This is a genomic window from Peptoniphilus stercorisuis, assembly GCF_017874395.1.
Lineage (GTDB): Bacteria > Bacillota > Clostridia > Tissierellales > Peptoniphilaceae > Anaerosphaera > Anaerosphaera stercorisuis.
The window spans coordinates 18,502-43,278 of the sequence record NZ_JAGGLJ010000016.1; the positions used below are offsets into that span (position 1 = coordinate 18,502).

Consider the following 24,777-nt stretch of genomic DNA (forward strand, 5'->3'; position numbering starts at 1 on the left):
ATAATAAGTTAATCTTTTTCTAAAATATGTTTTGCCTCATTATAAAGATCGTCTTGATCTTTTAAATCCAAATACTCTAATTTCATATTTTTCTTTGAGGCTAATTCGCTCATTATTTCAAATCTCCTAATAAATTTATCTATAGTTAAGTCTAATACATCTTCAGGATTAAACCCTAAGTACCTACATAAATTTACCGAACTAAAGATTAAATCTCCTAGTTCATTGGAAATTTCATATGAGATATCTTTCTTTATAGCTTCATAAACTTCTTCAAGCTCTTCAGAAACTTTTTCTAAAGCACCGTCAACTTCATCCCAAATAAATCCAATACTTGAAACATCATCAATTACATTTGATGCTCTTAGTAATGCATTCTCGTTATAGCTTTTCAATTTTCTAATTAACGATACTTTTCCTTCTTTTTGAAGACTATCACAATTATACCTTAAGTCTTTTCTTTTTTCCATAGTATTTTTGATAAAATCCCCATTTTCAGCAATTATTTCACATGATTTTTCAATAATTTCATAAAAATTATATAATCCTTCTTCCTCAGATAAATTTATCGCTAAAATAGATAATATCAACATTTTTGAAAGATTTTCAAGACTTTCAATATCTAAATTATTTTCTTTAATATTTAGGTGATTTATATCTGTAATCTTTTCACTTAACTTTTCTACTTCTATTAATAAATCTCTAAAATTTAAAATTTCATTGTTTTTTGGAATATAAACTGCACTTTGATGATTTATATTTTCAACTCTATCTAATTCATATATTGGAATATAATATAAATCCTCACTATCAAGACCTGCATCAGTAATTAAATATATCATATATTCATCACCATATATTTCAGATATATCTAGTTTTAAATCTGATGCTGTTCTTTTATTATAAATCTGAGTTACTATAATATCTGAATGAGTATCTATATCATATTTATTAAAATAATCTCCATCAAGTAGTTTAAATCCCTCTGATGGATCTCTTTTTACAGCTCTTAAAACTGGTTCAATAAAACTCATTCCCATAATTATATTATACTCAATAGAAGATTCAATAAGTTTTACTACTGTGCGTTCTGCTATTAGTGGATTTCCTGGAACAAAATAATTTATATCTTTATTTTTTGATTCCTCTATTAGAAAATCTACTATTTCACTATATACATCTTCAAAGGAATTCTCCTTTTCATATAGATAATCAAAACTTTTAAACTCTATATTTTCATCATAAAAATACTCTACTGCTCTATGTTCCTTTGTCCTTAAGAAATTTTCATTTCCATTTTTCATAGCATTTATAGCTTCAAGTGTAAGACCAAACTTGTCTGTTGCACCAAGTCCAATAATATTAATCACAAAACCACCTCCAAACTATTTTAAGTGTAAGTTCCTCATTTGTAAAGAAAAAACTAGAGATTTCTCTCTAGCTTTACTTTTATTTTTCAGTTTTTTTATCTTCTTTTTTGTCTTTTGACTCTTCTTTTTTGTCATCTTTTGCTTCTTCTTTAGAGTCCTTTGTTTCTTCTTTACCTTCCTCTTTTTTAGCTTCTTCAGCCTTTTGTTTATCTAGTTCAGGAAGTTCTTTTAATTTATACTCTTCAGGAATTTCAATTTCCTTTTTATAGTCTAAATACTCTTTGATTTTAGCATCATTTTGAAGTTTTTCTATATATTCAGTGAAATTATTTTTAATTAATTCTTCTTTTAAAGAATCTTTAATTTCATCAAAAGTTCTTTCTTTTTTCTCATCAAGTTTAATAATATGGTATCCATATTGAGTTTTAACTGGATCAGAAATTTCTCCTGCTTTCATATTTGCAATAGCTGTACTAAAATCTTTATCCATTGCATCATTTGGGAATTCTCCAAGATTTCCGCCACTTTCTTTAGCAGCTGGTTCTATAGATTTTTCCTTAGCAAGTTTTTCAAAATTAGCACCTTTATCAAGTTCTTTTTTAATTTCTTTTGCAGTTTTTTCATCCTCAACTAATATATGAGATGCCTTTGCAGTAAAGAACTCATTTTTATGTTCTTCATAATATTTTTTAATATCTTCTTCACTTGGCTCTAATTCTTTAACTTTTCCCTTATAGTAATTATCCATTAAATTAATATCTTCTAAGTAAGATTTATAAAATTCTGGACTTGAACCTATTTTAGAAAGTTGTTCTCTAAATGCTTCTTCTCCACCTAGTTTTGTTTGAACTTCTTCAATTTGTTTATCAACTACTGATTGATCAACTGTAATATTTGATTTTGCCGCATCTTGTTTTAATATTTCCATTTGCTCAAGATTTTTTAAAGTATATTCTTTAATGGTTTCATCAATTGTCTTATTGCCATCATGAGACATTTCTTCTAAAATATCATTTGTTCCTGCCATTAAAACATATTGATTTCTTTGAGCTGCATATTGCATTACAAATTTTTCTTCTGAAATATTTTCATCATTAACTGTTGCAACAACTCCCTCTGGAGCTTTTCCACAACCTGTTAATCCCATTACAAGTGTTAGTGCTAGTGCTGTTAAACTTTTCTTATTTAAAAATTTCAAATAATCATCCTCTCTTACATAGTTGAATTAATTATACACTAAGATTTCTCTTTTGATGTGTAGTTTTTGTGTAAATTTATTAAATCTACGGCTTTCTTTAAATCTTCTATTGGATATTTCAATTTTGAGATTGTAAATCCTGCTTCTTTTCCTAAAGATAATTTTATATTTTTAAACTGATCTGTCAGTTCATTTATAAGTGTAAGTTCTGGCACAAAGGATAGTTTAAATTCATAATTTTCATTTTTTTGAACTATTGAATTGATTTTTGCATGACTTGCATTAAATCTAAGAAGAGATATATCCATAAGATTTGTAACTTCCTTAGGAATATCTGAAAATCTATCTATAAGTTCATCTATTAAGTCTGAATAATCCTCTTCAGATTCTATTACAGAAATCTTCTTATATATTTCAAGTCTAATATTTTCATTTGAAATATATTCACTTGGTATATAAGAATCTATTTTTAAATCAACTGTTGTTTCAATTTTTTCATCAACTACATCACCTTTAAGTCTAGATACAGCATCTCTTAGATATTTAATATATAAATCATATCCTATTGAATCTATATGACCATGTTGTCTTGCTCCTAAAATAGATCCTGATCCTCTTATTTCTAAGTCTCTCATTGCAATTTTATATCCTGATCCAAATTCAGTAAATTCCTTAATTGACTTAAGTCTTTTTTGTGCAATTTCTGATAATGATGTATCTCTTTCATAGGTAAAATACGCATAGGCAATTCTATTACTTCTTCCAATTCTTCCTCTTAATTGATAAAGTTGTGAAAGTCCAAGTCTATTTGCATCTGTGATAATCATAGTATTTGCATTTTGAACATCTACTCCTGTTTCAATAATTGTAGAACAAAGAAGTACATCAAATTCCTTATTTATAAAAGAAATCATAGTATCTTCAAGAAGTCTTTCACCCATTTGTCCATGAGCCATTTTAAAAGATGCCTCAGGAACTAAATTTCTAAGCTCTGCAAGTTTATTTTCCATATTTGCCACTCTATTATATACAAAATAAACCTGCCCTCCACGCTCTATCTCTTTTATAATCGCATCTCTTACCATCATGTCATTATATTCAAGGACATAGGTTTGAACTGGAAATCTCTCTTCAGGTGGCTCTTCTATTACAGACATATCACGTATGCCAATCATAGACATTTGTAAAGTTCTAGGAATTGGAGTTGCAGTAAGTGTATCTACATTTTCCTTAAGCATTTTTAAAGTTTCTTTATGCCTTACTCCAAATCTTTGCTCCTCATCTATTACTAAAAGTCCTAAATCCTTAAACTTAACATCCTTAGACAATAATCTATGTGTTCCTATTATTATATCTACAAAACCATGTCTTAGGTCCTCTAAGTCCTTAGCTTGTTCCTTCTTAGTTCTAAATCTTGATAATACTGCAACCTTTACTGGAAAGTCCTTAAATCTCTCTACAATAGTATTATAATGTTGCTGTGCAAGGATTGTTGTTGGAACTAAAAATGCAACTTGTTTCCCATCCATTACAGCTTTAAAAGCAGCTCTTAATGCAACCTCTGTCTTTCCATATCCAACATCTGCACATAGAAGTCTATCCATTGGTCTTTGTCTTTGCATATCTTCTTTTATTTCATCAGTAGCACGAAGTTGTCCATCTGTTTCTTCATAGATAAAGGCATCTTCAAATTCCTGTTGCCACTGTGTATCTGCACTAAAGGAAAAGCCCTTTGATGATTCTCTTTTAGCATATAATTTAATTAAATCATCTGCCATATCCTCTACATTTTTTTGAGCTTTTCGCTTAGTTTTATTCCACTCTACTGAATTTAATTTATTAATTTTTGGGGTTTTTCCTTCAGCTCCAACATATTTATATATAAGATCTAAATTTTCAATTGGAAGATATAATTTATCTTCTCCCTTATATTCAATTACAATATAATCTTTTTTTATCTTTTTTACTTCAAGTCTTTCAGTTCCAATATATTTACCAATACCATGAGATTCATGAACTACATAATCTCCAACTTCAAGATCTTGAAAATGTAATTGCTTTGATTTTTTCTTAGGTTTTTTTCTCTCTAAGTGAGTTCCATAAATTTCAGCATAATTTATTAAAACAGTTTTTATATCAGAAATTTCAAAACCATTATTTTGACTTCCTGTTGTAACTATAATCTCAGAACTTTTTAAACTTGTATTTCTGTTAAACTCAAGTCTTGCAGGAATATTTAGTTCTTTTAATGTGTTGTGAAGTCTTCTAGTTCTCTTTTCATTTCCACCAAGTATTACAACTTTATATCCTCTGTAAATATAGTCCTTTAGATCATCTTTAAAGAGTTTCATCTTACCACGATAATTAGTAATAGATTTCATCTTATAATTATAAATTGATTTTGCTTGAAATTCCTTTGTTGGAATTAAAAGAGTATTTAAATTTATAATATCTTTTTTCTTTAAATTATTAATAGTTTCATGATAGGAATATCTTACATTTTCATGAACTTTTAATGCTTCACCAAAGCTCATCATCTCAGATAAATTATCTTTTTCTTCAACTTCAAATCTCTCTGCTCTTTCTAGAGATCTCTTTGGCTCTTCAAAAATAACAATTGGATCTTCATCATAATAATCTATAACACTTGATAAATCTTCTTCGTCTATATATGGAAGTATCAAATCATAGTTTGAAATGCTTTCTTCTTGATTAAGTAGATCAACATATTTTAAAAACTTTTCTTCAAGTCTTTCCTTTTCAACAGATTTAAGTTTTGATTTTTTAATATCTTTTTCTAAATTACTTGCTATTTCTTTTTTTCTCTTATCTAATAAAAGAATATCAAGTATTGGACTTATTTCAATTTCTTCAAGAGTTTCTATTGATCTTTGAGTATCTATATCAAAGGATCTAATAGAATCAACTTCAACATCAAAAAGTTCAATTCTATAAGGGATTTCAGAAGTGTAAATATCTATTATTCCACCTCTTATAGAAAATTGACCTCGCCCTTCAACTTGTGGAAGTCTTTCATATCCCATGTTTACAAGTTTTTTTTCTAATTCTTTTGTATTTATTTCACTGCTAGTTTTAATTTTTATAGTTGCTTCTTTATAAATTTCTTTTTTGCAAACCTTATCTCTTAAAGCATCTAATGTTGTTATAAGTATTTTGACATTACCATTTATAAGTCCTGATAAGGTTTTTAATCTTGGAACCATATTTTCAAAACTCTTAGAGTCTCTATCATATAAAAATATATCTTTTTTTGGAAAAATTGAACATTCTTTAAATCCCAAGTTCAATATATCTTCATAGATTTTTCTTGCTCTTAAACTATCTTGAGCTACTAATACTATATTTCTTTTTGTATTTTCCTCTAGTGAATATACTATTTGTCCTATTGCACTTTCAGTAAGTCCATAGATTAAAATTGGTGTATTTTTATTTTCTAGGGATTCTAAAGTTTCTCTATAGGCATTTAAATTAAGCATATTATCTACTAAAAAGTCCATTTACTCACCTCTATTTCAAATACAAAAAACCCAAGGATAAAGGGTTTCCCCTCTAATCTTGAGCTATTTATTTAGATTTTTTTCTGTTGTATTTATTCATAGCTGACTCTACATTGTTTTCTACAATTTCAACTGCAGCATCTACTGCAAGATCAATTGTCTTTTCAATTTCAGCTCCATCAGATTTAGAAAAACCACTTAATACAAAATCAGCAAGATCTTGTCCTTCATATTGCTTTCCTACACCAATTTTAATTCTTGGAAATTCATCTGATTGAATTAAATGTATAATAGATTTCAAACCATTGTGTGTTCCTGCAGATCCACCTTTTTTAATTCTTAAATTTGCAAAACCAATATCAATATCATCTACAAAAACTATTAAATTTTCAGGAGTTTCTTTATAAAAACTTAAAATTTCACGAATAGATTCTCCACTATTATTCATATAAGTTTGTGGTTTTAGTAAAACTATTTTTTCATTTCCAATTCTACCTTCGCCAACAAGCCCTTTAAATTTTATTCTATTAACATTAATATTTAGCCTTTTAGCCAAATTGTCTATTGCTAGAAATCCCATATTATGTCTTGTATTTTCATATTTGCTACCTGGATTTCCAAGACCTGCTATAATATACAATTTATCACCTTTTTATTTATCAAACATTTCACTTACTGAAGTATTTGTATTAATTCTCTTAATTGCATTTGCAAATAATGGAGCAACACTAACTACATCAATATTATTTGTTTTCTTATCTTCTGTAAGTTCAATTGTATCTGTTATTATGAATTTTTCCATTACAGAGTCTTCAAGTCTTTGAATAGCTGGACCTGATAATACTCCATGAGTTGCACATCCATAAACTTTTTTAGCTCCATGTTCTTGAAGAGCTGCTGCAGCTTGACATATTGTTCCTGCAGTATCTACAATGTCATCTACAAGAATACAGTTTTTGCCTTTTATATCTCCAATAATATTCATTACTTCTGATACATTTGGTTTAGGTCTTCTTTTTTCTATAATTGCTATTGGAAGATTTAATTCATTTGCGAATTTTCTAGTTCTTGTAACACCACCAAGGTCAGGGGAAACAACTACAAACTCTTCTTCTTTAACTATTTCTTTAAAGTATCTTGCAAGGTATGGTATTGCTGTTAGATGATCTACTGGAATATTAAAGTATCCTTGAATTTGTCCAGCATGAAGATCCATAGAAACAATTCTATCTGCTCCTGCAACTGTTAATAAATCAGCTACAAGTTTAGATGTAATAGGTTCTCTTGCCTTTGTCTTTCTATCTTGTCTTGCATATCCATAATATGGAATTACAGCATTAATTCTACCAGCTGATGCTCTTTTAAGTGCATCTAGTAAAATTAAAAGTTCCATTAAATTATTATTTACAGGACTTGAAGTAGATTGAACAACAAAAACGTCTTTTCCTCTTACAGTTTCTCCAATATCAATAGCTATTTCTCCATCTGAGAAAGTTTTAACTTCACATTTTCCTCTTTCAATTCCTAATTCCTTGCAGATTCTGTTTATAAGTGTATTGTTGGAATTACCAGTAAAAATTATAATATCCCCTATACATGAATTCATCTTAATAAAATCCCCCTATTAATTATTTTAAATTTTTCTTTTCAACCCAGCCATCAATATTTTTTTGAATTGATCTTTCTATTGACAGTTGTCCTTCTTTAACATTTTTAGTAATTGTAGATCCTGCTGCAACATAGCCGTATTCCTCAACTTCAACAGGTGCTACTAAATTTGAATTTGAACCTATAAATGCATTATTTGAAACTGTAGTTCTAAACTTATTCTTACCATCATAGTTTACAAATATAACTCCACATCCAATATTTACATTTTCCCCAACATCTGCATCACCAATATATGCAAGATGTGAAGCTTTAGAGCCATTTCCAAAATTTGAATTTTTAATCTCTACAAAATTACCAACTTTTGCATTTTCTCCAATATTTGAATTTGGTCTAATATGTGCATATGGTCCTACTTTTGTATTCGAACCTATAATAGATTCTTCAATTAAAGTATTATCTATTACAATATTATCTTTAATCTCTGAGTCAATAATTCTAGTAGTTCCGTAGATTTTACAGTTTTCTCCAATAGTTGTATTACCTTGGATAATAGCTCCTGGATATATGATTGTGTCAAATCCAATTTCTACACTTGGTTCAATGTAAGTATTATTTGGATCAATAAGAGTAACTCCATTTTCCATAAATTTTTTGTTTACTCTTTCTTTCATAATCTCAGTACAATTAGATAAATGTTCTCTATTATTTACCCCTAGAATCTCTCTTTTATCTCTTAGTTTAAATCCACCAATCTTTTTCTTTTCAGAAACTAAAATTTTAACAACATCAGTAAGATATAACTCTCCCTGTGCATTGTCTGTATCTAAACTTTCTAATGCTCTTTTTAAGTCTCCTCCATTAAAGGCAAATATTCCTGAATTTATTTCACGAATTAATTTTTCTTTTTCGCTTGCATCTTTTTGCTCTACGATTTTTACAATTTTTGCATCATCATCTCTTACAATTCTGCCATAACCAGTTGGATCTTTTAAATCAGCTGTTAAAATTGTGCATGAAAAATGACCTTGCTCATGGAATTGTAGAAATCCATCCAAGGTTTGCTCTCTTATAAGAGGAGTGTCTCCATTTAATACAACAACTGTATCATTATCATCAAAATCTCCTACTGCTTGTTTTACTGCAAAGCCAGTTCCATAAGGTTCATCTTCACCCATTGGTTGAACTCTAAATAAAACATCTTCATCTTGAAAATAATTTTTAATTTCATCAGCCTTATGGCCAATAATTACACAAATTTTTTCAACATCTGATCTTTTAGAGCTGTCTATTACATATTTAAGCATTGGAGCTCCTAAAATCTCATGTAAGACTTTTGGAGTTTTTGATTTCATTCTTGTTCCTTCTCCTGCAGCCAGGATAATTGAAACCTTCATCAGTACACCTCTTTACTATTTACTCTTAATCTATTATAGCGACAAATAGGCATTTCCTCAATATAAAAAACAAAAGTATATATATTTAATTTACAAATTTAAGATATAATTTACATTTTTTACATACTTTTTTATTTTAACACAAATTCAATGTATAAAAAAAGCTATCTTTAAAAATAGATAGCTTTTATTTTTATTTATTTACTTCGTCCCTTAATACTTCCATTGCCCTTTGAAGTTGAGCATCTTCATTTATATGTTCAATACCTATTCCTTTAATATCTTTTTCTAAATCAACTTCAATATCTGGTTCAATTCCAATTTTATGAATATTAATCCCCTTAGGTGAAAAATACTCAGAAGTTGTAAGTTTTATTCCATCACCTCTTGGAAATCTCATAGCCGATTGAACTATTCCCTTTCCAAAGGATTTTTTTCCTATTATAGTTCCACGATTATAATCTCTTATAGCACCAGCTAAAATCTCTGATGCAGAAGCAGAACCTTGATTTATTAAAACTACAAGAGGTAAATCTACAAAGTTTTTATCAGATTTAAATTCAAATACAGTATTTTTATTTTTATCCTTTGCATAGACTATCATTCCCTCTGGAAGAAGTATATCTGCAACCTCAGCCGCAGTATCTACAATACCACCTGGATTTCCTCTTAAATCTATAATAATTGAATTTATATTTTCCTTTTGTAGCTTTTCTATTTCTCTTTTAAAATCCTTAGAAGTATCTTCACTAAATTGAGTAATGCCAATATAACCTATACCATTTAAATTTGATGATATTATAGTTTCTTCTTTTATTTCATCTCTAACTATATTATAATCCTTTGTCTTTCCTGTTGATGGTCTTAATATAGTTATTTTAACCTCTGTTCCTTTTTCGCCTCTCATAGCTTTCATAGCTTCAGAAGTTTGAGATGCATTATATTCCTTATCATCAACCTTAATTATTTTATCTCCTGCTTTTAATCCTGCTATGTCTGCTGGTGAATCCTTAATTGGAGAAATAACTGTTATAAATTCATCATTTTGATTTGAAATAAAAACACCTATTCCATAAAATTTACCTGAAGTCGTCTCTGTTAGACTATTATATTCTTCCTTTGTTAAATATTCAGAATAAGGATCATTAAGTCCTGCTACAACACCTTTTAATTCACCTATTGCAAGTTCTTCATCTGTTACAGGATATAGATAATTTTCTTTTACAAATTTTTCTAAAAAATTCATCTTAGCAAACTTATCTTTACTAATTCTTCCATATCCCCAAGATGTTAAATTATAAGTTAAAATATTTGTCACTATTAAAAGTATTACTACTAATAATACATTACGTCTTTTTTTCATATTAACCTCTTTTATACATAGGATAGTGGATTTCTAGTTGCTCCATTTACTCTAACTTCAAAATGAAGATGGTTTCCAGTTGACATACCAGTAGATCCAACTAAAGATATTACATCTCCTTGATTTACTCTTTGTCCTACTCTTGCCTTTAATACAGAATTATGTCCATATACTGTTACAACATCTCCATGATCAATCATTACTACATTTCCAAGTCCACTCATTGATCTAGACATTATTACAGTTCCTGCTTTTGCAGCTCTTACAGGAGTTCCATTTGGTGCTGGAATATCAATACCTGCATGGAATTTATTTTGCTTAAGTATTGGATGACTTCTATTTCCATATTGAGATGATATTCTATTATATCCTGGAAGTGGCCAAGCCATTGAAGCATTAGAATTAACTCTTGGTCTTATATTATTTGTTGCTGAGACATTTTTTGCTCTTGCATTTCTTTCTCTTTCAAGTCTTTCTCTTTCAGCTTGTGCTTCTTTATTTTTTGCATTTCTTATCTCACCTTGAAGTCTTACTATTTCTGAATCAATATTACTCCAGTAACTTTCAGCCTTTTCATACTCTTTTCTATATAGCTCTACATCAGCTTCAAGACTTTGCATATATGCACTTTTCTTATTATTAACTGCAACTAAGCTATTCTTTTGAGATACAAGTTTTGATTTATTTATTTCAACATTTCTCTTATCTTCTTCTAATTGTTTTTTAGCTTCTTTTATTGTATTTACTTGAGTTGTAATATAATCAACTAATTTTTTGTCAGACTCTGCAATAGTTGTAATAGTTTGATTATTCTTAATTAAAGCTTCCATATCCTTTGAATTAAGTAAAACCTCAACATAGCTTACTCGCCCATCCATATACATTGCCTTAACTCTTTGACCAAAAAGTTCTTCTTTTTCCTTTAAATTTGCTTCAGACTCTTCAAGTTCTCTTTGAGTTGTTTCAATTCTATCATTAAGTACTGCGATCTCACTCTCAAGAGTTGATATTTCGCCTTCCACACCAACAATTTGGCTATCTAGTACATCTATTTCCTTTTGAACAGATGAAACTTTTCCCTGTGTTTTAGTTACATTATCTTTTTTACTTTTTACATCTTGAGATACTTGCTCTTTCTCTTTTATTTTTTGTTGTCTCTTTTTTTCTAAGTCCTTACTTGAAGCATAAGTAACTTGAGAAAAAATAAGAACAGAACAAAGTGCCAAAAGAGAAGCTCTGCACTTTCTCATATCTTCACCTCTAAACATCTAAAAATCTCTTTGTAGATACTAATGAACCTAAATATCCAATTCCAATACCAATACATGCAAATATAATTGAAATATTTGTCTTAATTACATCAGGAGATGTAATATTCATTCCAAAAATATTTTGGAACTGTTCATTCGCCTTTTCAAATACAAAGGAATATCCATAATAGACTACAAAAGTTGCAATAATTGCACCAATTATTCCAAATACAATTCCCTCAAGTAGAAATGGACCTCTAATATATGCATTTGTAGCTCCAATATATTTCATTATATTTATTTCACGTCTTCTATTTGCAACTGTAATTTTAATAGTGTTATTTATAATTAAAATTGAAACAAATAATAATATTATTACTATTGCAAAACCAACATACTTTATTCCCTTTTCAAAAATTATCATCTTAGAAATCAAATCATAATGATAATCAACTCTTTCAATTTCATCTTTATCCTTATATCCATCGGCAAAATCCTTAGTATAAGATAAATCCTTTAAAGAAATTGTAAGAGAAGCAGGAAGAGTATTTTCCTCAATTACATCTAAAATATAAGCCTTATCTCCAAAATTTTCTTTAAATTCATTTAAAGCATCATCTTTAGATGTGTATTTTACATCCTTAACTCTATCATCCTTTGAAATATCTGCTATAAGATTATTTACATTTTGTGGCTTAGTTTCATCTTTAAGATAAATAACAACCTTATCAAGCTCATTTCCAAGTTGATAAACAGAAGTATTAATATTTATTACTAAAAGAAGTACAAATCCAAATAAACTAAGCATTGCAGCAATAGAAATTATAGAAGCAAATCCCATTGCCTTATTTCTCCATAAATTTTTAAAAGTTTCTTTTAGTAAATTCAGTGACTGTCTAATCTTCTTCATAGTAGCCACCTCTTTTTATATCCTTTATTATCTTTCCATCAGACAAAGTAATAACATGTCTTTGCATCTTATCTACTATATCAACAGCATGTGTTGCCATTACAATAGTAGTTCCTCTTTCATTTATCTTTATAAGTGTTTTCATTATTTCCCAAGCTGTATCTTGATCTAGATTTCCTGTTGGTTCATCACATAAAAGAATAGGGGCTTTATTTACAATTGCCCTTGCAATAGAAACTCTTTGTGACTCACCACCAGATAACTCCTCTGGATAGCAGTTCTTTTTGTCTAATAAACCTACTATATCTAAAGTTTCTTCAACTGATTTTTTTATTTCTTTTTTACTTTCCCCTTGAATTTCAAGAGCATAAGCAACATTTTCAAAAACAGTTTTTTTATTTAACAATCTATGATCTTGAAATACAACTGAAATATCACGTCTAAGTTCTGGTATCTTTCTCTTTGGCAATTTTGTAATATCAACATCGTCTATTAAAATTTTTCCTCTTGTAACATCTTCTTCCCTAATTAAAAGTTTAATCATCGTAGACTTACCAGCCCCAGAAGATCCAACAAGAAAAAGAAAATCTCCATTTTCAACCTCAAAGTTAATATTAGAAAGTGCTAAAGAGCCATTTCGATACTCTTTAAATACATTTTCAAAAATTATCATAGTTTTCCTTTCTTATGAAGAAATATTTTACTTATCTATTATATTACAAATTGGTAACAAATTTCCACCTTTTTGCAAAAAGAATTAAGATTAAGCAATTTTTTCTTAGTTTCTTAAGTTTTTCCTTTTATAATCAAAATTATATGGTTATAATGTTATTGCAGGAAATTCATAGAAGTTTCCAAAAAGAAAATTACTTTTAACCCCATTGCTATTATTAAGGATGGTGAATAATGGGTAAAAAAGAATTAAGAGATGAAATATTAAAAAGAAGAAATTTATTAAGCTATGAAGAGGTGCAAGTTTGTTCAAATCTTATTGAAGAAAATTTGTATAGTCTTGAGCTGTTTAAAAATGCTAATAATATATTTATCTTTGTAAGTTATAATAAAGAGGTAAATACACATAATATTATTAAAAACTCTCTTAAATTAAATAAGGAAGTTTATGTTCCAGTTGTAGATCCTAAAACAAAGACAATGAAAGCATCAAGATTAAGAGATTTCTCTAATCTTAAAGAGAATTATATGAAAATCTTAGAACCATCATCTGAATATCTTGATTTTATAGATCCTGATATTATAGATCTTGCCATTGTTCCTGGTCTTTTATTTAATAAAGAAGGATATAGAATTGGTTATGGTGGAGGATTTTATGATAAATTCTTTAAAAGCTTAAAAAGAGATATTAAAAAGCTAGGTATTGGATATGATTTTCAGTTTACTACAGGCAATACTTGGCAAGAAAATTTTGATATCCCTGTAAATTATTTTTTGTCTGAAAAGAAATTTTATATATTGTAGGAGGAAAAAATGGAAAGATATATTGGTACAGTTGTAAGAGGTATTAGAACACCTATAGTTAAAAGTGGTGACGACCTTGTTGACATTGTTTGTGACTCAATGATAAAAGCTGTTGAATCAGAAAATATTCAAATGAGAGATAAAGACGTTGTTGCAGTAACTGAGTCTTTAGTAGCAAGAAGTCAAGGAAATTACGCAACTGTGGATCAAATTGCAGAAGATGTTAGAAATAAATATGATGGAGAAATTGGTCTTGTATTTCCAATTTTAAGTAGAAATAGATTTTCTATTGTTCTTAAAGGTATTGCTAACAGTGGTAGAAAACTTCACATACTTCTGTCATATCCTTCTGATGAAGTGGGAAATCACCTTATGGATGAAAAACTACTTTATGAAAAGAAGATTAATCCATTTACTGATGTTTTAGAAGAAAGTGATTATAGAAGAATCTTTGGAGAAGAAGTAAAACACGAATTCACAGGAATTGACTATGTATCTCTATACAAAGAAATTGCTGGAAATTGTGAAATACATTTTTCAAATGATCCTAAATCTATTCTTAAATACACAAAAGATGTGTTAGTTTGTTCAATTCATACAAGAGATATGATAAAACAAGAACTTATCGATTCAGGTGCAGAAAAAGTTTATGGCCTTGATGATATTTTAAATGAATCTGTTAATGGTTCAGGATATAATCCGGATTTTGGTCTACTTGGCTCAAACCTTGCTAGTGATGATAGTGTTAAACTATTCCCAAGAGATGGAGCTGAATTTGTAACAGCTGTTCAAAAGAAACTTTGTGACTATTCAAATAAACAAATTGAAGTTATGATTTATGGAGATGGAGCTTTTAAAGATCCCGTTGGAAAAATTTGGGAACTTGCAGATCCAGTAGTTTCACCAGCTCATACAGAAGGACTTGCTGGAACTCCAAATGAACTTAAAATAAAATATATTGCAGATACAGAACTAAAAGATTTATCTAAAGAAGAAAGAGAAGAGATAATTCGTGAAAAAATTTCTAACAAAGATGAAAATCTAGTTGGAACAGCAGAAACACTTGGAACAACTCCAAGAAGAATTACTGATCTTTTAGGATCACTTTGTGATTTAACTTCAGGTTCTGGAGACAAAGGTACTCCTGTAGTTTATGTTCAAGGATACTTTGATAACTACGCAACAAAATAATTATTTAAAGCACTGATTAATCAGTGCTTTTTTTTATTCATTTACTTTATATATTTAATGTAATATAATTGATTAAAGTTTAGGAATACAATTTCCTATCTTTTAGTAGTTAGGCTTTAAGAGTTTACATACTATTAAAGCAGCCCACTTTAAAGTGGGCTTTTTTTTTATAAAAAAATACATCTAGAAAACTAGATGTATTTTAAATTAATATTAAATTTCATTTAAAGCTTTTTTTACATTTTCAGCAGTAATTCCAAAATAATTAAATATTTCTGATCCTGGACCTGATGCTCCAAATTCATCAATTGAAATAACTTTTCCTTCTTCTGTTGCATATTTATGCCATCCAAAAGATGTAGCAGCTTCTACAACAAGTCTTCTTTTAATATTTCTTGGAAGTACTCTTTCTCTATAATCAACACTTTGTGCTTCAAATAGTTCTCTTGAAGGCATTGAAATTACACGAGTGTTTTTATCATCTTTTGCAGCTTCTATTGCAATACTAACTTCAGAACCTGTTGCAATAATAATCTTCTTAAGTTCTTCGTCTTCTTTTTTAACAATATAAGCTCCCTTTGCAGCTTCAAGTGATGAAGTTGAAAGATTTGGAAGAGTTTGTCTTGATAATATTAAACAAACTGGTGTTGATTTTGAACTCATAGCAACTTTCCAACCTACTGCAGCTTCAAAAGCATCTGCTGGTCTATATACAATATTATTTGGAATAGATCTAAGCATTGCAAGTTGTTCTATTGGCTCATGAGTTGGTCCATCTTCTCCTACTCCTATTGAGTCATGAGTAAAGATAAACACAGGTGCTATTTGTTGAAGAGCTGAAAGTCTTATTGCAGGCTTCATATAGTCTGAGAATACTAAGAATGTTGCTCCATAGGATTTAAGTCCTCCATGAAGCATAATACCATTTACAATAGCTCCCATTGCATGTTCTCTTATTCCAAAGTTGATATTTTTTCCAACTGGATTAATAGCACTAAAATTAGTTGAATTTTTCATATTTGATTTATTTGATGGTGCAAGATCTGCTGAACCACCAAAGAAAGATTCAAACTTATCAGCAACTCTATTTAAAGCTTCTCCAGATGATGCTCTTGTTGCTAAATCTTTTTCAAATTCATAAAATTCTTTATCTTCTAAGAAAGATAAATCCCAATCTTCATTAAAAGCCTTAATTAATTTTTCATAATCTTCTTTATATTTTTCAGAATAGATTTTTTCTACTCTTTTTTGTTTTTCATATTCAAATTCTAAATCTTTTTTAATTTCTTCAAAATATTCACGAACCTCTTCTGGCACATAAAAATCTTTATCTTCTGGGAAGTTGAAATATTTTTTAGTTTCTATAACTCCATCTTCTCCTAATGGCTCACCATGTGCTTTTGCAAGTCCAACTCTTGGTGATCCATATCCAATTTTTGTTTTTACTTCAATTATTGCAGGATGAGTTTTATCTTCTTTAGCAAGTTTAATTGCCTCTTCTAATTCAGAGATATTATTTCCATCTTCTACAGTTATTGTTTGCCATCCAAGAGCAGAATATCTATTAAGTACATTCTCTCTAAATGCAAGATCAGTTGATCCTTCAATAGTAATTTTATTTGAATCATAAAGTACTATTAATTTTCCAAGTTCTAATGTTCCTGCAAGTGATGAAGCTTCATTGGATATTCCTTCCATTAAGTCTCCATCTCCACATACTACATAAGTGTTGTGATCTATTATTTCTATGTCTTTATTATATATTGCTCCAAGGTGTTTTTCTGCCATAGCCATACCTACAGCCATTGAGATACCTTGTCCAAGTGGGCCAGTTGTACATTCTACTCCAGTAGTATGTCTAAATTCTGGATGTCCTGGTGTCATAGATCCTAGTTGTCTAAATTCTTTTAGATCATCAATACTAAGTCCATATCCAAATAAATGTAATAGTGAATATAAAAGTGCAGATCCATGTCCTGCAGATAATACAAATCTATCTCTATTAATCCATTTAGGATCATTTGGGTTGTGTTTCATACCTTTCCATACTGTATAAGCAGCAGGTGCAGCTCCTAGTGGTAATCCTGGATGTCCTGAGTTTGCCTTTTGAATTTGATCAATACTTAATAATCTTATGGTGTTTATACATTGTTCATCAATTTTCAATTTTATCCCCCTCACTTTACGGAATTCTTATCTACTATTATTGCAATTAAAAATTTGGGAATAGCTAGTTGCCTTTTTATTCTAGATGGATTTGTAATTAATCTATAAAACCATTCTAAGTTTAACTTTATAAAAATTTCTGGAGCTCTTTTCATATCTCCTGATAGAATATCTATTACCCCACCATTTCCTATAATTAGCTTAGAATCAAGTTTTTCAGCGTTTTCATTAATCCATATCTCTTGTTTGGGAAATCCCAGCCCCAAAAAGATTATATCAGGTTTTAAACTATTTATCTCATTTATTACAACTTTTTCTTCTTCATGATCCTTCATTCCAAGATGAATACCCTTGAAATATCCATCATGATGGCCTATTACATTTAAATTAGGATGGTCTTTTTTTAAATTTTCAGAAGCTCTTTTTGCAACTCCAGGTTTTGCACCTAAAAGATAAATTGAATATCCTTCTTTTTCTGCAATATCTATAAGTTTCATAGAAATATCAAAACCAGTTACCCTTTCCTTAAGAGGTTTCTTCCTCATTTTAGAACCATAGATTAAACCAATTCCATCAGCTATAACTAAATCTCCTGAATTAATTATATCCTTTATTTCATTATTGTCCCTTGCATCCATTACAATTTCTGTATTTGGAGTAAAGATTTTTTTAATTTTTCCATCTTCTTTTAAAAAACCTTTTACAATTTCTGTTGCCTCTTTAAAATCTATATTAAATATATCTACACCAAATATACTTACCTTTTCCATACTTCACCTCTTTAATACTTCAATTACAGCCTCATTATGCTTATCAGTTAAACTATAAAATCTCTTTAAATGAGTATTAGTTTCTTCCATAAGCATATCTAAATTTTCAACTGCATTAATTATTTCCTTAGCAACATCATCTGAGTTAAAATCCTCAACATAGTGATTTTGAATTCTATTTAATTCCTTCATCAAACCATCAATCTTCGGATCATAGGAAATTCCTATGGGATATGCACCCATAAGTGTTGCAAAAATTAATCCATGTAGTCTCATTGAAAGCATAATATCCATATTTCCAACAAGTGACAAATATCTCTCTATATGAAGATATTCTTTAACTAAATAAATATTATCATACTTTTTCTTTAACTTATTATAAATCTCAGTTTCAATATCTAAATCTACATGATAAAAAAATGGAATTAAAATAATATTCACATCTTCTTTTTCTTTTATTTTTTCTACAGTTTTTATTATTTCTTCCACTGTTCTTTTTCTATATCCCTTCCAATTTATAATTGTAAGAGCTATATTTTTTTTATTTTTATCTATACCTAGTTTTTCAAGCAGTTCTTTTCCATCTTCTAAAGAAGGTTTATTTATTCCAAAGACAGTATCTGTTGTAACAAGAATATCTCTATTAATTCCCATATCACTTAAATATCTTTTAGACTGATTGTCCCGTACATTAATAAAATCAACTTTATTTAAAATTCTTTTAGTTAAAATCCTATTAAACTTAAGACTTATTGGTCCAATACCTTGAGAATATATAAAGGTCTTTTTCTTAAAAAATAATGCCAGTTTTAAAATAGCAAGATAATATAAAATCGACTTTTTACTTGTTACATCTTGAAGAAGTGATCCACCACCAGAAACTAGCATATCACAGTCCCTAATGGCAGAAATAATATCACTAATCTTCGATCTATTAACAGACTCAACATTGTATTTTGCCATAGTCCAGTCAGGATTTTTTGAAAGAACTACAATATCAATATTTGAAGATTTTTTTCTTATTCCGTCAATAAGACCTTTTAAAATTGCTTCATCACCTATATTATTGTATCCAAAATATCCTGAAACTAGGATTTTATAGCGCTTTTGCAATGTATTTGTCATACCCTTTCATTATTATTTGAGCAATTACAATTAAAATTAAACCTAAAATTGTAGCTCCAACAAATTCAATTAATATTCTTGAAAAACTAATATTTAGTGGAGTTCTAATATGAGAAAAAGTATTTACAATATCAGCTTGTCCAATAGCTGTAAACATTGTAAGAAGTAATATTAAAAATTCTCCACGTTTTTTATATCCTAAATATATTAATAAAAATACTGCAGGATATCCAATAAATATTGCCTTAGTTCTAGGTCTTGCAGGAAGAATATTTTCTAGCATATTTCTAAATAAAAGTTCTATACTTGGTACCTTAGCACTAGTATTTCCACCTCTTAAAATAAATAATGCAAGAATAACTAAAACAAGTGCTCCAAGTCCTGCTTGCCAAAAAGTAACACTTTGATTTAGAGCCTTAGTCAATTCCTTTACCTCAAGTCTTGGCTTTGTAATATCTTCTCTATAAAAACCTACATAGGCCATAAATATAAATATAGATAAAAGTATTGGCAATAATTGAGAAATCTTAACACCTCTAAATATTGTAAGCTCCATTAAATAATTAGTACCACTCATAAATGAAATTTCCATTAAAGCACCAATCATAGACACTATAATTGCAGCTAAAAGAGTAAGAGTACTGTGAATAAATATCTTAGATAACTTCATAGGTCTTTTTGACTTTCTAGCATTGTTAAAATTCTCCATAATAATACATACTGCAAGAGATGGATAAGCTACAATTGCAGCTAAATTAAACAATACATTTCCAAGATCTTCCTTCTTTCCAAGTAAGAAGAACATTGCACTTAATAATGCCCCTATTACAAAGAAAACTGATTGAAGTTTTATTCCTATTCCAAATACAAGTCCTAAAAGAATAACAGAAGCTGCAGTAGTACCAAGTGCAACTGGAAATTTCATCTTATTATTTACTTCCCAATTTCCCATTGGATTTGCATTTCCATCTTCATATCCCTTTTCTACAAGTCTTTCATTTAAATCTCCTAAAACTTTTCCATATACACTAGCTTCTGGAATCATTTTATTATTTTTAATAAATGGTTTTAAAAATACAACAGAAATATTTCTTTCTGAAATAGCTCTATAATAAACATTAGTAAGCTCTTCTCCATTGTGATGTCCTGGAATTTTATAATCAAATTCATTTTGGATATAATCCCAAGTTGTAAATACTCTTACTTTTTTTACATCATCTTTTTTTATTACAGAATTTATTCCATCTAAATCTAAATGACCTCTTTGATTAGATGCTTCAACCATTCCCATAGCTAGATTTCTACTATTAATTTCCTTTATAAAATCACTTTGAATATTTTCATCATCTTCAGTGTTTTTATAAAATTCTTTTCCTGAAAAAACTATATAATTTTGATTCTTTGAATATTTATCAACAGATTCTAAAAATCTATTCATAGAATATCTTGTATCTTGATAATCTTCAGTAAAAGTAGGTCTTAAATTAATTTGAATATTTTCAATATCTTTTATATTGTTAATTTTTTCCTCTTCAAAACCAAGTCCAATATACTCAAGTACAGATCCAGTAAAACCGTCATCTCCAACTCTTTGACCTAAAATATTTAAAGCATCAGATTTATAAAGTACAATATCTTCAAAATTTCCTTTAATCTTAATTTGATTTTTTGAAATTTCTTCAATTTCTCTTTTTTCTTTTAGAGAATTAAGTCCTTCTTTAATAAAATCTAAATCTTCAGCATTTCCCTCAACTATTAAATCAATTCCATCATTATAAGTTTTAATATTTTTTGTTGGATCTTTTTTCATTGAATTAATACTAGATTCATTTATCATTACAGTAGTTATGCCATTTTCTGATAATTCCTTAAAATAATCCTTAGGATTTTTGCCCAAACTAAAACCCATTCTTACAAAATCATCATAATCAGCACAAATTTCATAGTTTTTATAAACTTTCTCAGCTTTAAGTCTTCCATTTACAAAATAAAAGGAAGAAATAATTGATAAAAGTATAAAAACTGCAAATATTTTGTTTTTATAGTTTTTTAACATTTTATCTCCTTTAGTCTTTTTTTACTCTATAAGTATAACAATCATTATACTATGAAAATATAGAATTTTACATATAAAAATAGGCTTTAGATTTAATCTAAAGCCTATAAGTATGTATATTATCCAATTACTTAAGATGTAGGCTGACTTTAATAGCATTGTCTATATCAGTCATTATACCATCACCAAATTTGCCTATTTTCTCTCTCAACCTTTTTTTATCTATGGTCCTTATTTGCTCTAATAATATTACAGAATTCTTTGGAAGCGGAACACTTTTTGATTCCACATTCACATGTGTAGGCAACTTTGCCTTATTTAGTTGAGATGTAATAGCAGCAACTATAATAGTTGGTGAATACTTATTACCAACATCATTTTGAATAACAACAACAGGTCTTACACCACCTTGTTCAGAACCTATAACAGGCGACAAGTCGGCGTAAAATATATCTCCTCTCTTAATTAACATAATATCGCACCTTATATAATATTAAGTAGTTTCAAATTCATCTTTTATACATTCTGAAACTGCCTTGTAAATATTTCTAATAATATCTGAAGCAATTAAAGCTTCTTCACCTACAGCTTCTTTTGCTAAGTCACCAGCACGACCATGTAAATAAGAACCATAACAAGTTGCATTAAATATGTCTATGTTTTGTCCCAGAAGTGAAGCAATTATACCAGTTAAAACATCTCCAGATCCTGCAGTTGCCATTCCTGGATTGCCACTTCTATTTATATATACCCTTTTACCGTCAGTAACAACTGTATTATTACCCTTTAATAAAAGAACACATTTATATTTTAGCGCAAAGCTCTTAGCAAGTTTAATTCTATTAATTTGTATTTCATCTATACTATACCCATATAATCTAGAAAACTCTGAATTATGTGGAGTTAATATTGTAGTATAGGGCTTTCTTTTTTCAAGTAATTTCATATTTTTTGATAAATTAGTAATTCCATCTGCATCAATTACAATATTTTTATTTATCTTAAGCACACTATCAAGTATTTTCTCTTCATTACTTGATAGTCCCATTCCAGGTCCAATTGCAATTGAGTCCATTTTTTCTAGAAAATCATTCATATTATTTAAATTATCAAAAGATTTAGCTATAACTTCAATATATTTAATACTCATAATATCCATTATATCCTCAGGAACAATATTATATACAAGTCCTGATCCTGTTCTCATTGCAGCATTAGAAGATAAATAGGCAGATCCAGTCATTCCCTTTTTACCTGCTATAATTGCAACTTTTCCAAAATCTCCCTTATGAGCATTTTTATTTCTTTTATTTAAAAACTTAAATTCACTATCATTTAATTTTTCTCTAAAATTTGATACAGCTATGGCATACTCCCTTTCATGAGATATACTTAAATCAAATACATTGTCAAAAACAATGGCATATGGAGCATTGTTTTTATGGTATATTTTTATATCTTTAAAAGATAATTTAGATATTCCAGTTTTCATTGATTTAGAAACTGCTTCCTTTGCAGCATAAAGTCCTGATATTGTCTCTATATTATAATTTTTTCCTTTTATGTATAAAATTTCTTCATCATTAAAAATTTTAAATAAAAACTTTTCATTAAACTTCTCATAGACTTTTTTTATTCTGCTAACTTTTACAATATCTACCCCAAGCATATAATCACCTAATCTTTTATCTTAAAAGTATTAAACATAATTTTTATATTATACCATATATAATTATAGAGTATAATTCTAATTAATAGTTAAATAAATCTCTAATATATTTTTAATTTTTTATTACAATTATAACTTTCAATATAGTTTGACAAATCACACAAACTATTGTACTATATCTTTAAATTCATACATAGACATTGATGATATCAAGTAGGACTATTTTGAAATAGATAGTTTGAAATTACAATATCTAAGTCTTAGGTAACTGTGCTTAAACAGTAAGAGGCTACGGCGAAGAAAGGTGGTAACACGAATGCGTCCTTTCGTATGCGCGTAGTATTTTTTATTTTTAGGAGGATATATGGAAAAGAAAAATGTATTAGATATTCTTGAAGAAAGAGGATATATTGATCAAGTAACACATAGAGATGAGTTAAAGGAACTTCTTGGAAGCGAACCTGTAACTTTTTATATTGGATTTGATGCTACTGCTGATTCACTTACACTAGGACACTTTTTAACAGTTATGGCTATGATGCATATGCAAAAAGCTGGACATAGACCTATTGCACTTCTTGGTGGTGGAACTACAATGATTGGTGATCCATCTGGCAGAAATGATATGAGAAAAGTAATGACTAAAGAATTTATTGAACACAATGCAAAATGTTTCAAAAATCAACTTTCTAACTTCTTAGATTTCGGTGAAGGAAAAGCAAGATTTGTAAATAATGCAGATTGGCTTCTTAACCTTAATTATCTAGACTTTATGAGAACAGTTGGTACACATTTTACAGTAAATAAAATGCTTTCTTATGATTCATACAAAAACAGACTTGAAGATGGACTTACATTCTTTGAATTTGGATATATGCCACTTCAATCCTATGACTTCCTACATTTATATAGAGAATATGATTGTAGACTTCAACTTGGAGGATCAGATCAATGGTCTAATATGATTGGTGGATTTGAACTTGTTAGAAAAGTAGAACAAGCTAAAGTATATGCAATGACATTTAGTCTTCTTACAACTGCAGATGGAATTAAAATGGGTAAAACTGCAAAAGGAGCTATATGGTTAGACGAAAAGAAAACTCCACCATATGAAATGTATCAATATTTAAGAAATGTTGATGATAGAGATGTTATTAAATTTATGAAACTTCTAACATTTGTTCCAATGGAAGAAATTAGAGAATATGAAAAATTAGAAGGATCAAGTATTAATAAGGCTAAAGAAAGACTTGCTTATGAAGTAGTTAAAACAGTTCATGGAGAAGATGAAGCAAACAAAGCTCAAGAAGCTGCAAAAGCACTATTTACAACAGGAGCAGATTCAGATAATATTCCTACAACTGAATTTGACAAAGAAGAATTTAAAGAAGGAAAAAATCTAATTGAACTTATGAAAGAACTTTCTTTAATTAAATCAAACTCTGAAGGTAGAAGACTTATTGAACAAAATGGTATTTCTATTGATGGAGAAAAAGTTAATGATGTAAATGCAGTAATTACAGAAGATAACTTTAAAGATGATAAAATCCTAATTAAAAAAGGTAAAAAAGTATATCATCAAGTTAAATTTAAATAAACTAAAAAGAGGTCCTAGGATACTATGCCCTGTCAAGTACACATCAAATAAAATATTATAGATATTTTAATTTGTATTCTAAGGGAGATAAGTATCCTAAGGCTTTTTGAATA

The 24,777-nt window shown here is 28.6% G+C and carries 19 protein-coding genes; 3 read left to right on the forward strand and 16 right to left on the reverse strand.

Going from position 1 to position 24,777, the window contains the following annotated elements:
* Window positions 1-8 precede the first annotated feature (8 nt).
* From J2Z71_RS09055 to ftsE, 10 genes are all read right to left on the reverse strand, one after another.
* Complete coding sequence (locus J2Z71_RS09055; protein ID WP_210061718.1) at window positions 9-1,370, reverse strand: MazG nucleotide pyrophosphohydrolase domain-containing protein; 1,362 nt, start codon at window positions 1,368-1,370, stop codon at window positions 9-11.
* 79 nt (window positions 1,371-1,449) lie between these two features.
* On the reverse strand, window positions 1,450-2,568 hold the full coding sequence (locus tag J2Z71_RS07510) for a peptidyl-prolyl cis-trans isomerase (RefSeq protein WP_245311209.1): 1,119 nt from the start codon (window positions 2,566-2,568) through the stop codon (window positions 1,450-1,452).
* 38 nt (window positions 2,569-2,606) lie between these two features.
* A complete protein-coding gene (mfd, locus tag J2Z71_RS07515; RefSeq protein WP_210061719.1) occupies window positions 2,607-6,086 on the reverse strand; it encodes a transcription-repair coupling factor in 3,480 nt (1,159 codons plus the stop codon).
* A 67-nt stretch (window positions 6,087-6,153) separates the two neighbouring features.
* On the reverse strand, window positions 6,154-6,726 hold the full coding sequence (gene pth / locus J2Z71_RS07520; RefSeq protein WP_210061720.1) for an aminoacyl-tRNA hydrolase: 573 nt from the start codon (window positions 6,724-6,726) through the stop codon (window positions 6,154-6,156).
* 12 nt (window positions 6,727-6,738) lie between these two features.
* The gene (locus J2Z71_RS07525; protein ID WP_210061721.1) at window positions 6,739-7,692 is read right to left on the reverse strand and encodes a ribose-phosphate diphosphokinase; all 954 of its coding nucleotides are present in this window, start codon (window positions 7,690-7,692) and stop codon (window positions 6,739-6,741) included.
* Window positions 7,693-7,714: 22 nt separating this feature from the next.
* Window positions 7,715-9,091 carry a bifunctional UDP-N-acetylglucosamine diphosphorylase/glucosamine-1-phosphate N-acetyltransferase GlmU gene (gene glmU, locus J2Z71_RS07530; RefSeq protein WP_210061722.1) on the reverse strand — a complete coding sequence of 459 codons (1,377 nt, stop codon included), beginning with the start codon at window positions 9,089-9,091 and terminating at the stop codon, window positions 7,715-7,717.
* 193 nt (window positions 9,092-9,284) lie between these two features.
* Entirely contained in the window at window positions 9,285-10,454 is a 1,170-nt protein-coding gene (locus J2Z71_RS07535; protein ID WP_210061723.1) for a S41 family peptidase, read from the reverse strand.
* Window positions 10,455-10,465: 11 nt separating this feature from the next.
* Window positions 10,466-11,704: a murein hydrolase activator EnvC family protein gene (locus J2Z71_RS07540; protein WP_210061724.1), complete on the reverse strand. Its 1,239-nt coding sequence runs from the start codon at window positions 11,702-11,704 to the stop codon at window positions 10,466-10,468.
* Between the two features lie 10 nt (window positions 11,705-11,714).
* The gene (ftsX, locus tag J2Z71_RS07545; RefSeq protein WP_210061730.1) at window positions 11,715-12,614 is read right to left on the reverse strand and encodes a permease-like cell division protein FtsX; all 900 of its coding nucleotides are present in this window, start codon (window positions 12,612-12,614) and stop codon (window positions 11,715-11,717) included.
* Complete coding sequence (ftsE, locus tag J2Z71_RS07550; RefSeq protein ID WP_210061732.1) at window positions 12,601-13,287, reverse strand: cell division ATP-binding protein FtsE; 687 nt, start codon at window positions 13,285-13,287, stop codon at window positions 12,601-12,603. The genes ftsX and ftsE overlap by 14 nt, the downstream gene beginning before the upstream one ends.
* Before the next feature lie 233 nt (window positions 13,288-13,520).
* On the opposite strand from ftsE, the gene J2Z71_RS07555 reads away from it, so the two are divergent.
* Both J2Z71_RS07555 and J2Z71_RS07560 read left to right on the forward strand, forming a co-directional pair.
* Entirely contained in the window at window positions 13,521-14,090 is a 570-nt protein-coding gene (locus J2Z71_RS07555; RefSeq protein WP_210061734.1) for a 5-formyltetrahydrofolate cyclo-ligase, read from the forward strand.
* Between the two features lie 9 nt (window positions 14,091-14,099).
* Entirely contained in the window at window positions 14,100-15,281 is a 1,182-nt protein-coding gene (locus J2Z71_RS07560) for a coenzyme F420-0:L-glutamate ligase (protein ID WP_210061737.1), read from the forward strand.
* A gap of 213 nt (window positions 15,282-15,494) precedes the next feature.
* On the opposite strand, the gene tkt is transcribed toward J2Z71_RS07560, so the two are convergent.
* From tkt to J2Z71_RS07590, 6 genes are all read right to left on the reverse strand, one after another.
* The gene (gene tkt, locus J2Z71_RS07565; protein WP_210061738.1) at window positions 15,495-17,447 is read right to left on the reverse strand and encodes a transketolase; all 1,953 of its coding nucleotides are present in this window, start codon (window positions 17,445-17,447) and stop codon (window positions 15,495-15,497) included.
* Window positions 17,448-17,458: 11 nt separating this feature from the next.
* On the reverse strand, window positions 17,459-18,217 hold the full coding sequence (locus tag J2Z71_RS07570; RefSeq protein ID WP_210061741.1) for a WecB/TagA/CpsF family glycosyltransferase: 759 nt from the start codon (window positions 18,215-18,217) through the stop codon (window positions 17,459-17,461).
* Window positions 18,218-18,220: 3 nt separating this feature from the next.
* A complete protein-coding gene (gene csaB / locus J2Z71_RS07575) occupies window positions 18,221-19,330 on the reverse strand; it encodes a polysaccharide pyruvyl transferase CsaB (RefSeq protein WP_245311210.1) in 1,110 nt (369 codons plus the stop codon).
* Window positions 19,314-21,398, reverse strand: a complete 2,085-nt coding sequence (locus J2Z71_RS07580) for a DUF5693 family protein (RefSeq protein WP_210061746.1) — start codon at window positions 21,396-21,398, stop codon at window positions 19,314-19,316. Before J2Z71_RS07580 ends, csaB begins: the two co-directional genes overlap by 17 nt.
* A 127-nt stretch (window positions 21,399-21,525) precedes the next feature.
* Window positions 21,526-21,870: a type II toxin-antitoxin system PemK/MazF family toxin gene (locus tag J2Z71_RS07585; RefSeq protein ID WP_210061748.1), complete on the reverse strand. Its 345-nt coding sequence runs from the start codon at window positions 21,868-21,870 to the stop codon at window positions 21,526-21,528.
* 21 nt (window positions 21,871-21,891) lie between these two features.
* Window positions 21,892-23,067, reverse strand: a complete 1,176-nt coding sequence (locus J2Z71_RS07590; protein ID WP_210061750.1) for an NAD(P)H-hydrate dehydratase — start codon at window positions 23,065-23,067, stop codon at window positions 21,892-21,894.
* Between the two features lie 364 nt (window positions 23,068-23,431).
* Here J2Z71_RS07590 and tyrS point away from each other — a divergent pair, with 364 nt between their 5' ends.
* Window positions 23,432-24,664: a tyrosine--tRNA ligase gene (gene tyrS, locus J2Z71_RS07595; RefSeq protein ID WP_210061752.1), complete on the forward strand. Its 1,233-nt coding sequence runs from the start codon at window positions 23,432-23,434 to the stop codon at window positions 24,662-24,664.
* The last annotated feature ends 113 nt before the right edge of the window (window positions 24,665-24,777 follow it).

What these genes read in the sequence shown, in the direction of transcription:
- ftsX (WP_210061730.1), bottom strand. Translation starts at nt 12,614, where the DNA reads ATGAAGAAGATTAGACAGTCACTGAATTTACTAAAAGAAACTTTTAAA.
- J2Z71_RS07585 (WP_210061748.1), bottom strand. Translation starts at nt 21,870, where the DNA reads ATGTTAATTAAGAGAGGAGATATATTTTACGCCGACTTGTCGCCTGTT.
- J2Z71_RS07580 (WP_210061746.1), bottom strand. Translation starts at nt 21,398, where the DNA reads ATGTTAAAAAACTATAAAAACAAAATATTTGCAGTTTTTATACTTTTA.
- tyrS (WP_210061752.1), top strand. Translation starts at nt 23,432, where the DNA reads ATGGAAAAGAAAAATGTATTAGATATTCTTGAAGAAAGAGGATATATT.
- J2Z71_RS07525 (WP_210061721.1), bottom strand. Translation starts at nt 7,692, where the DNA reads ATGAATTCATGTATAGGGGATATTATAATTTTTACTGGTAATTCCAAC.
- J2Z71_RS07560 (WP_210061737.1), top strand. Translation starts at nt 14,100, where the DNA reads ATGGAAAGATATATTGGTACAGTTGTAAGAGGTATTAGAACACCTATA.
- ftsE (WP_210061732.1), bottom strand. Translation starts at nt 13,287, where the DNA reads ATGATAATTTTTGAAAATGTATTTAAAGAGTATCGAAATGGCTCTTTA.
- J2Z71_RS07590 (WP_210061750.1), bottom strand. Translation starts at nt 23,067, where the DNA reads ATGCTTGGGGTAGATATTGTAAAAGTTAGCAGAATAAAAAAAGTCTAT.
- J2Z71_RS07570 (WP_210061741.1), bottom strand. Translation starts at nt 18,217, where the DNA reads ATGGAAAAGGTAAGTATATTTGGTGTAGATATATTTAATATAGATTTT.
- J2Z71_RS07540 (WP_210061724.1), bottom strand. Translation starts at nt 11,704, where the DNA reads ATGAGAAAGTGCAGAGCTTCTCTTTTGGCACTTTGTTCTGTTCTTATT.
- J2Z71_RS07555 (WP_210061734.1), top strand. Translation starts at nt 13,521, where the DNA reads ATGGGTAAAAAAGAATTAAGAGATGAAATATTAAAAAGAAGAAATTTA.
- J2Z71_RS07535 (WP_210061723.1), bottom strand. Translation starts at nt 10,454, where the DNA reads ATGAAAAAAAGACGTAATGTATTATTAGTAGTAATACTTTTAATAGTG.
- mfd (WP_210061719.1), bottom strand. Translation starts at nt 6,086, where the DNA reads ATGGACTTTTTAGTAGATAATATGCTTAATTTAAATGCCTATAGAGAA.
- glmU (WP_210061722.1), bottom strand. Translation starts at nt 9,091, where the DNA reads ATGAAGGTTTCAATTATCCTGGCTGCAGGAGAAGGAACAAGAATGAAA.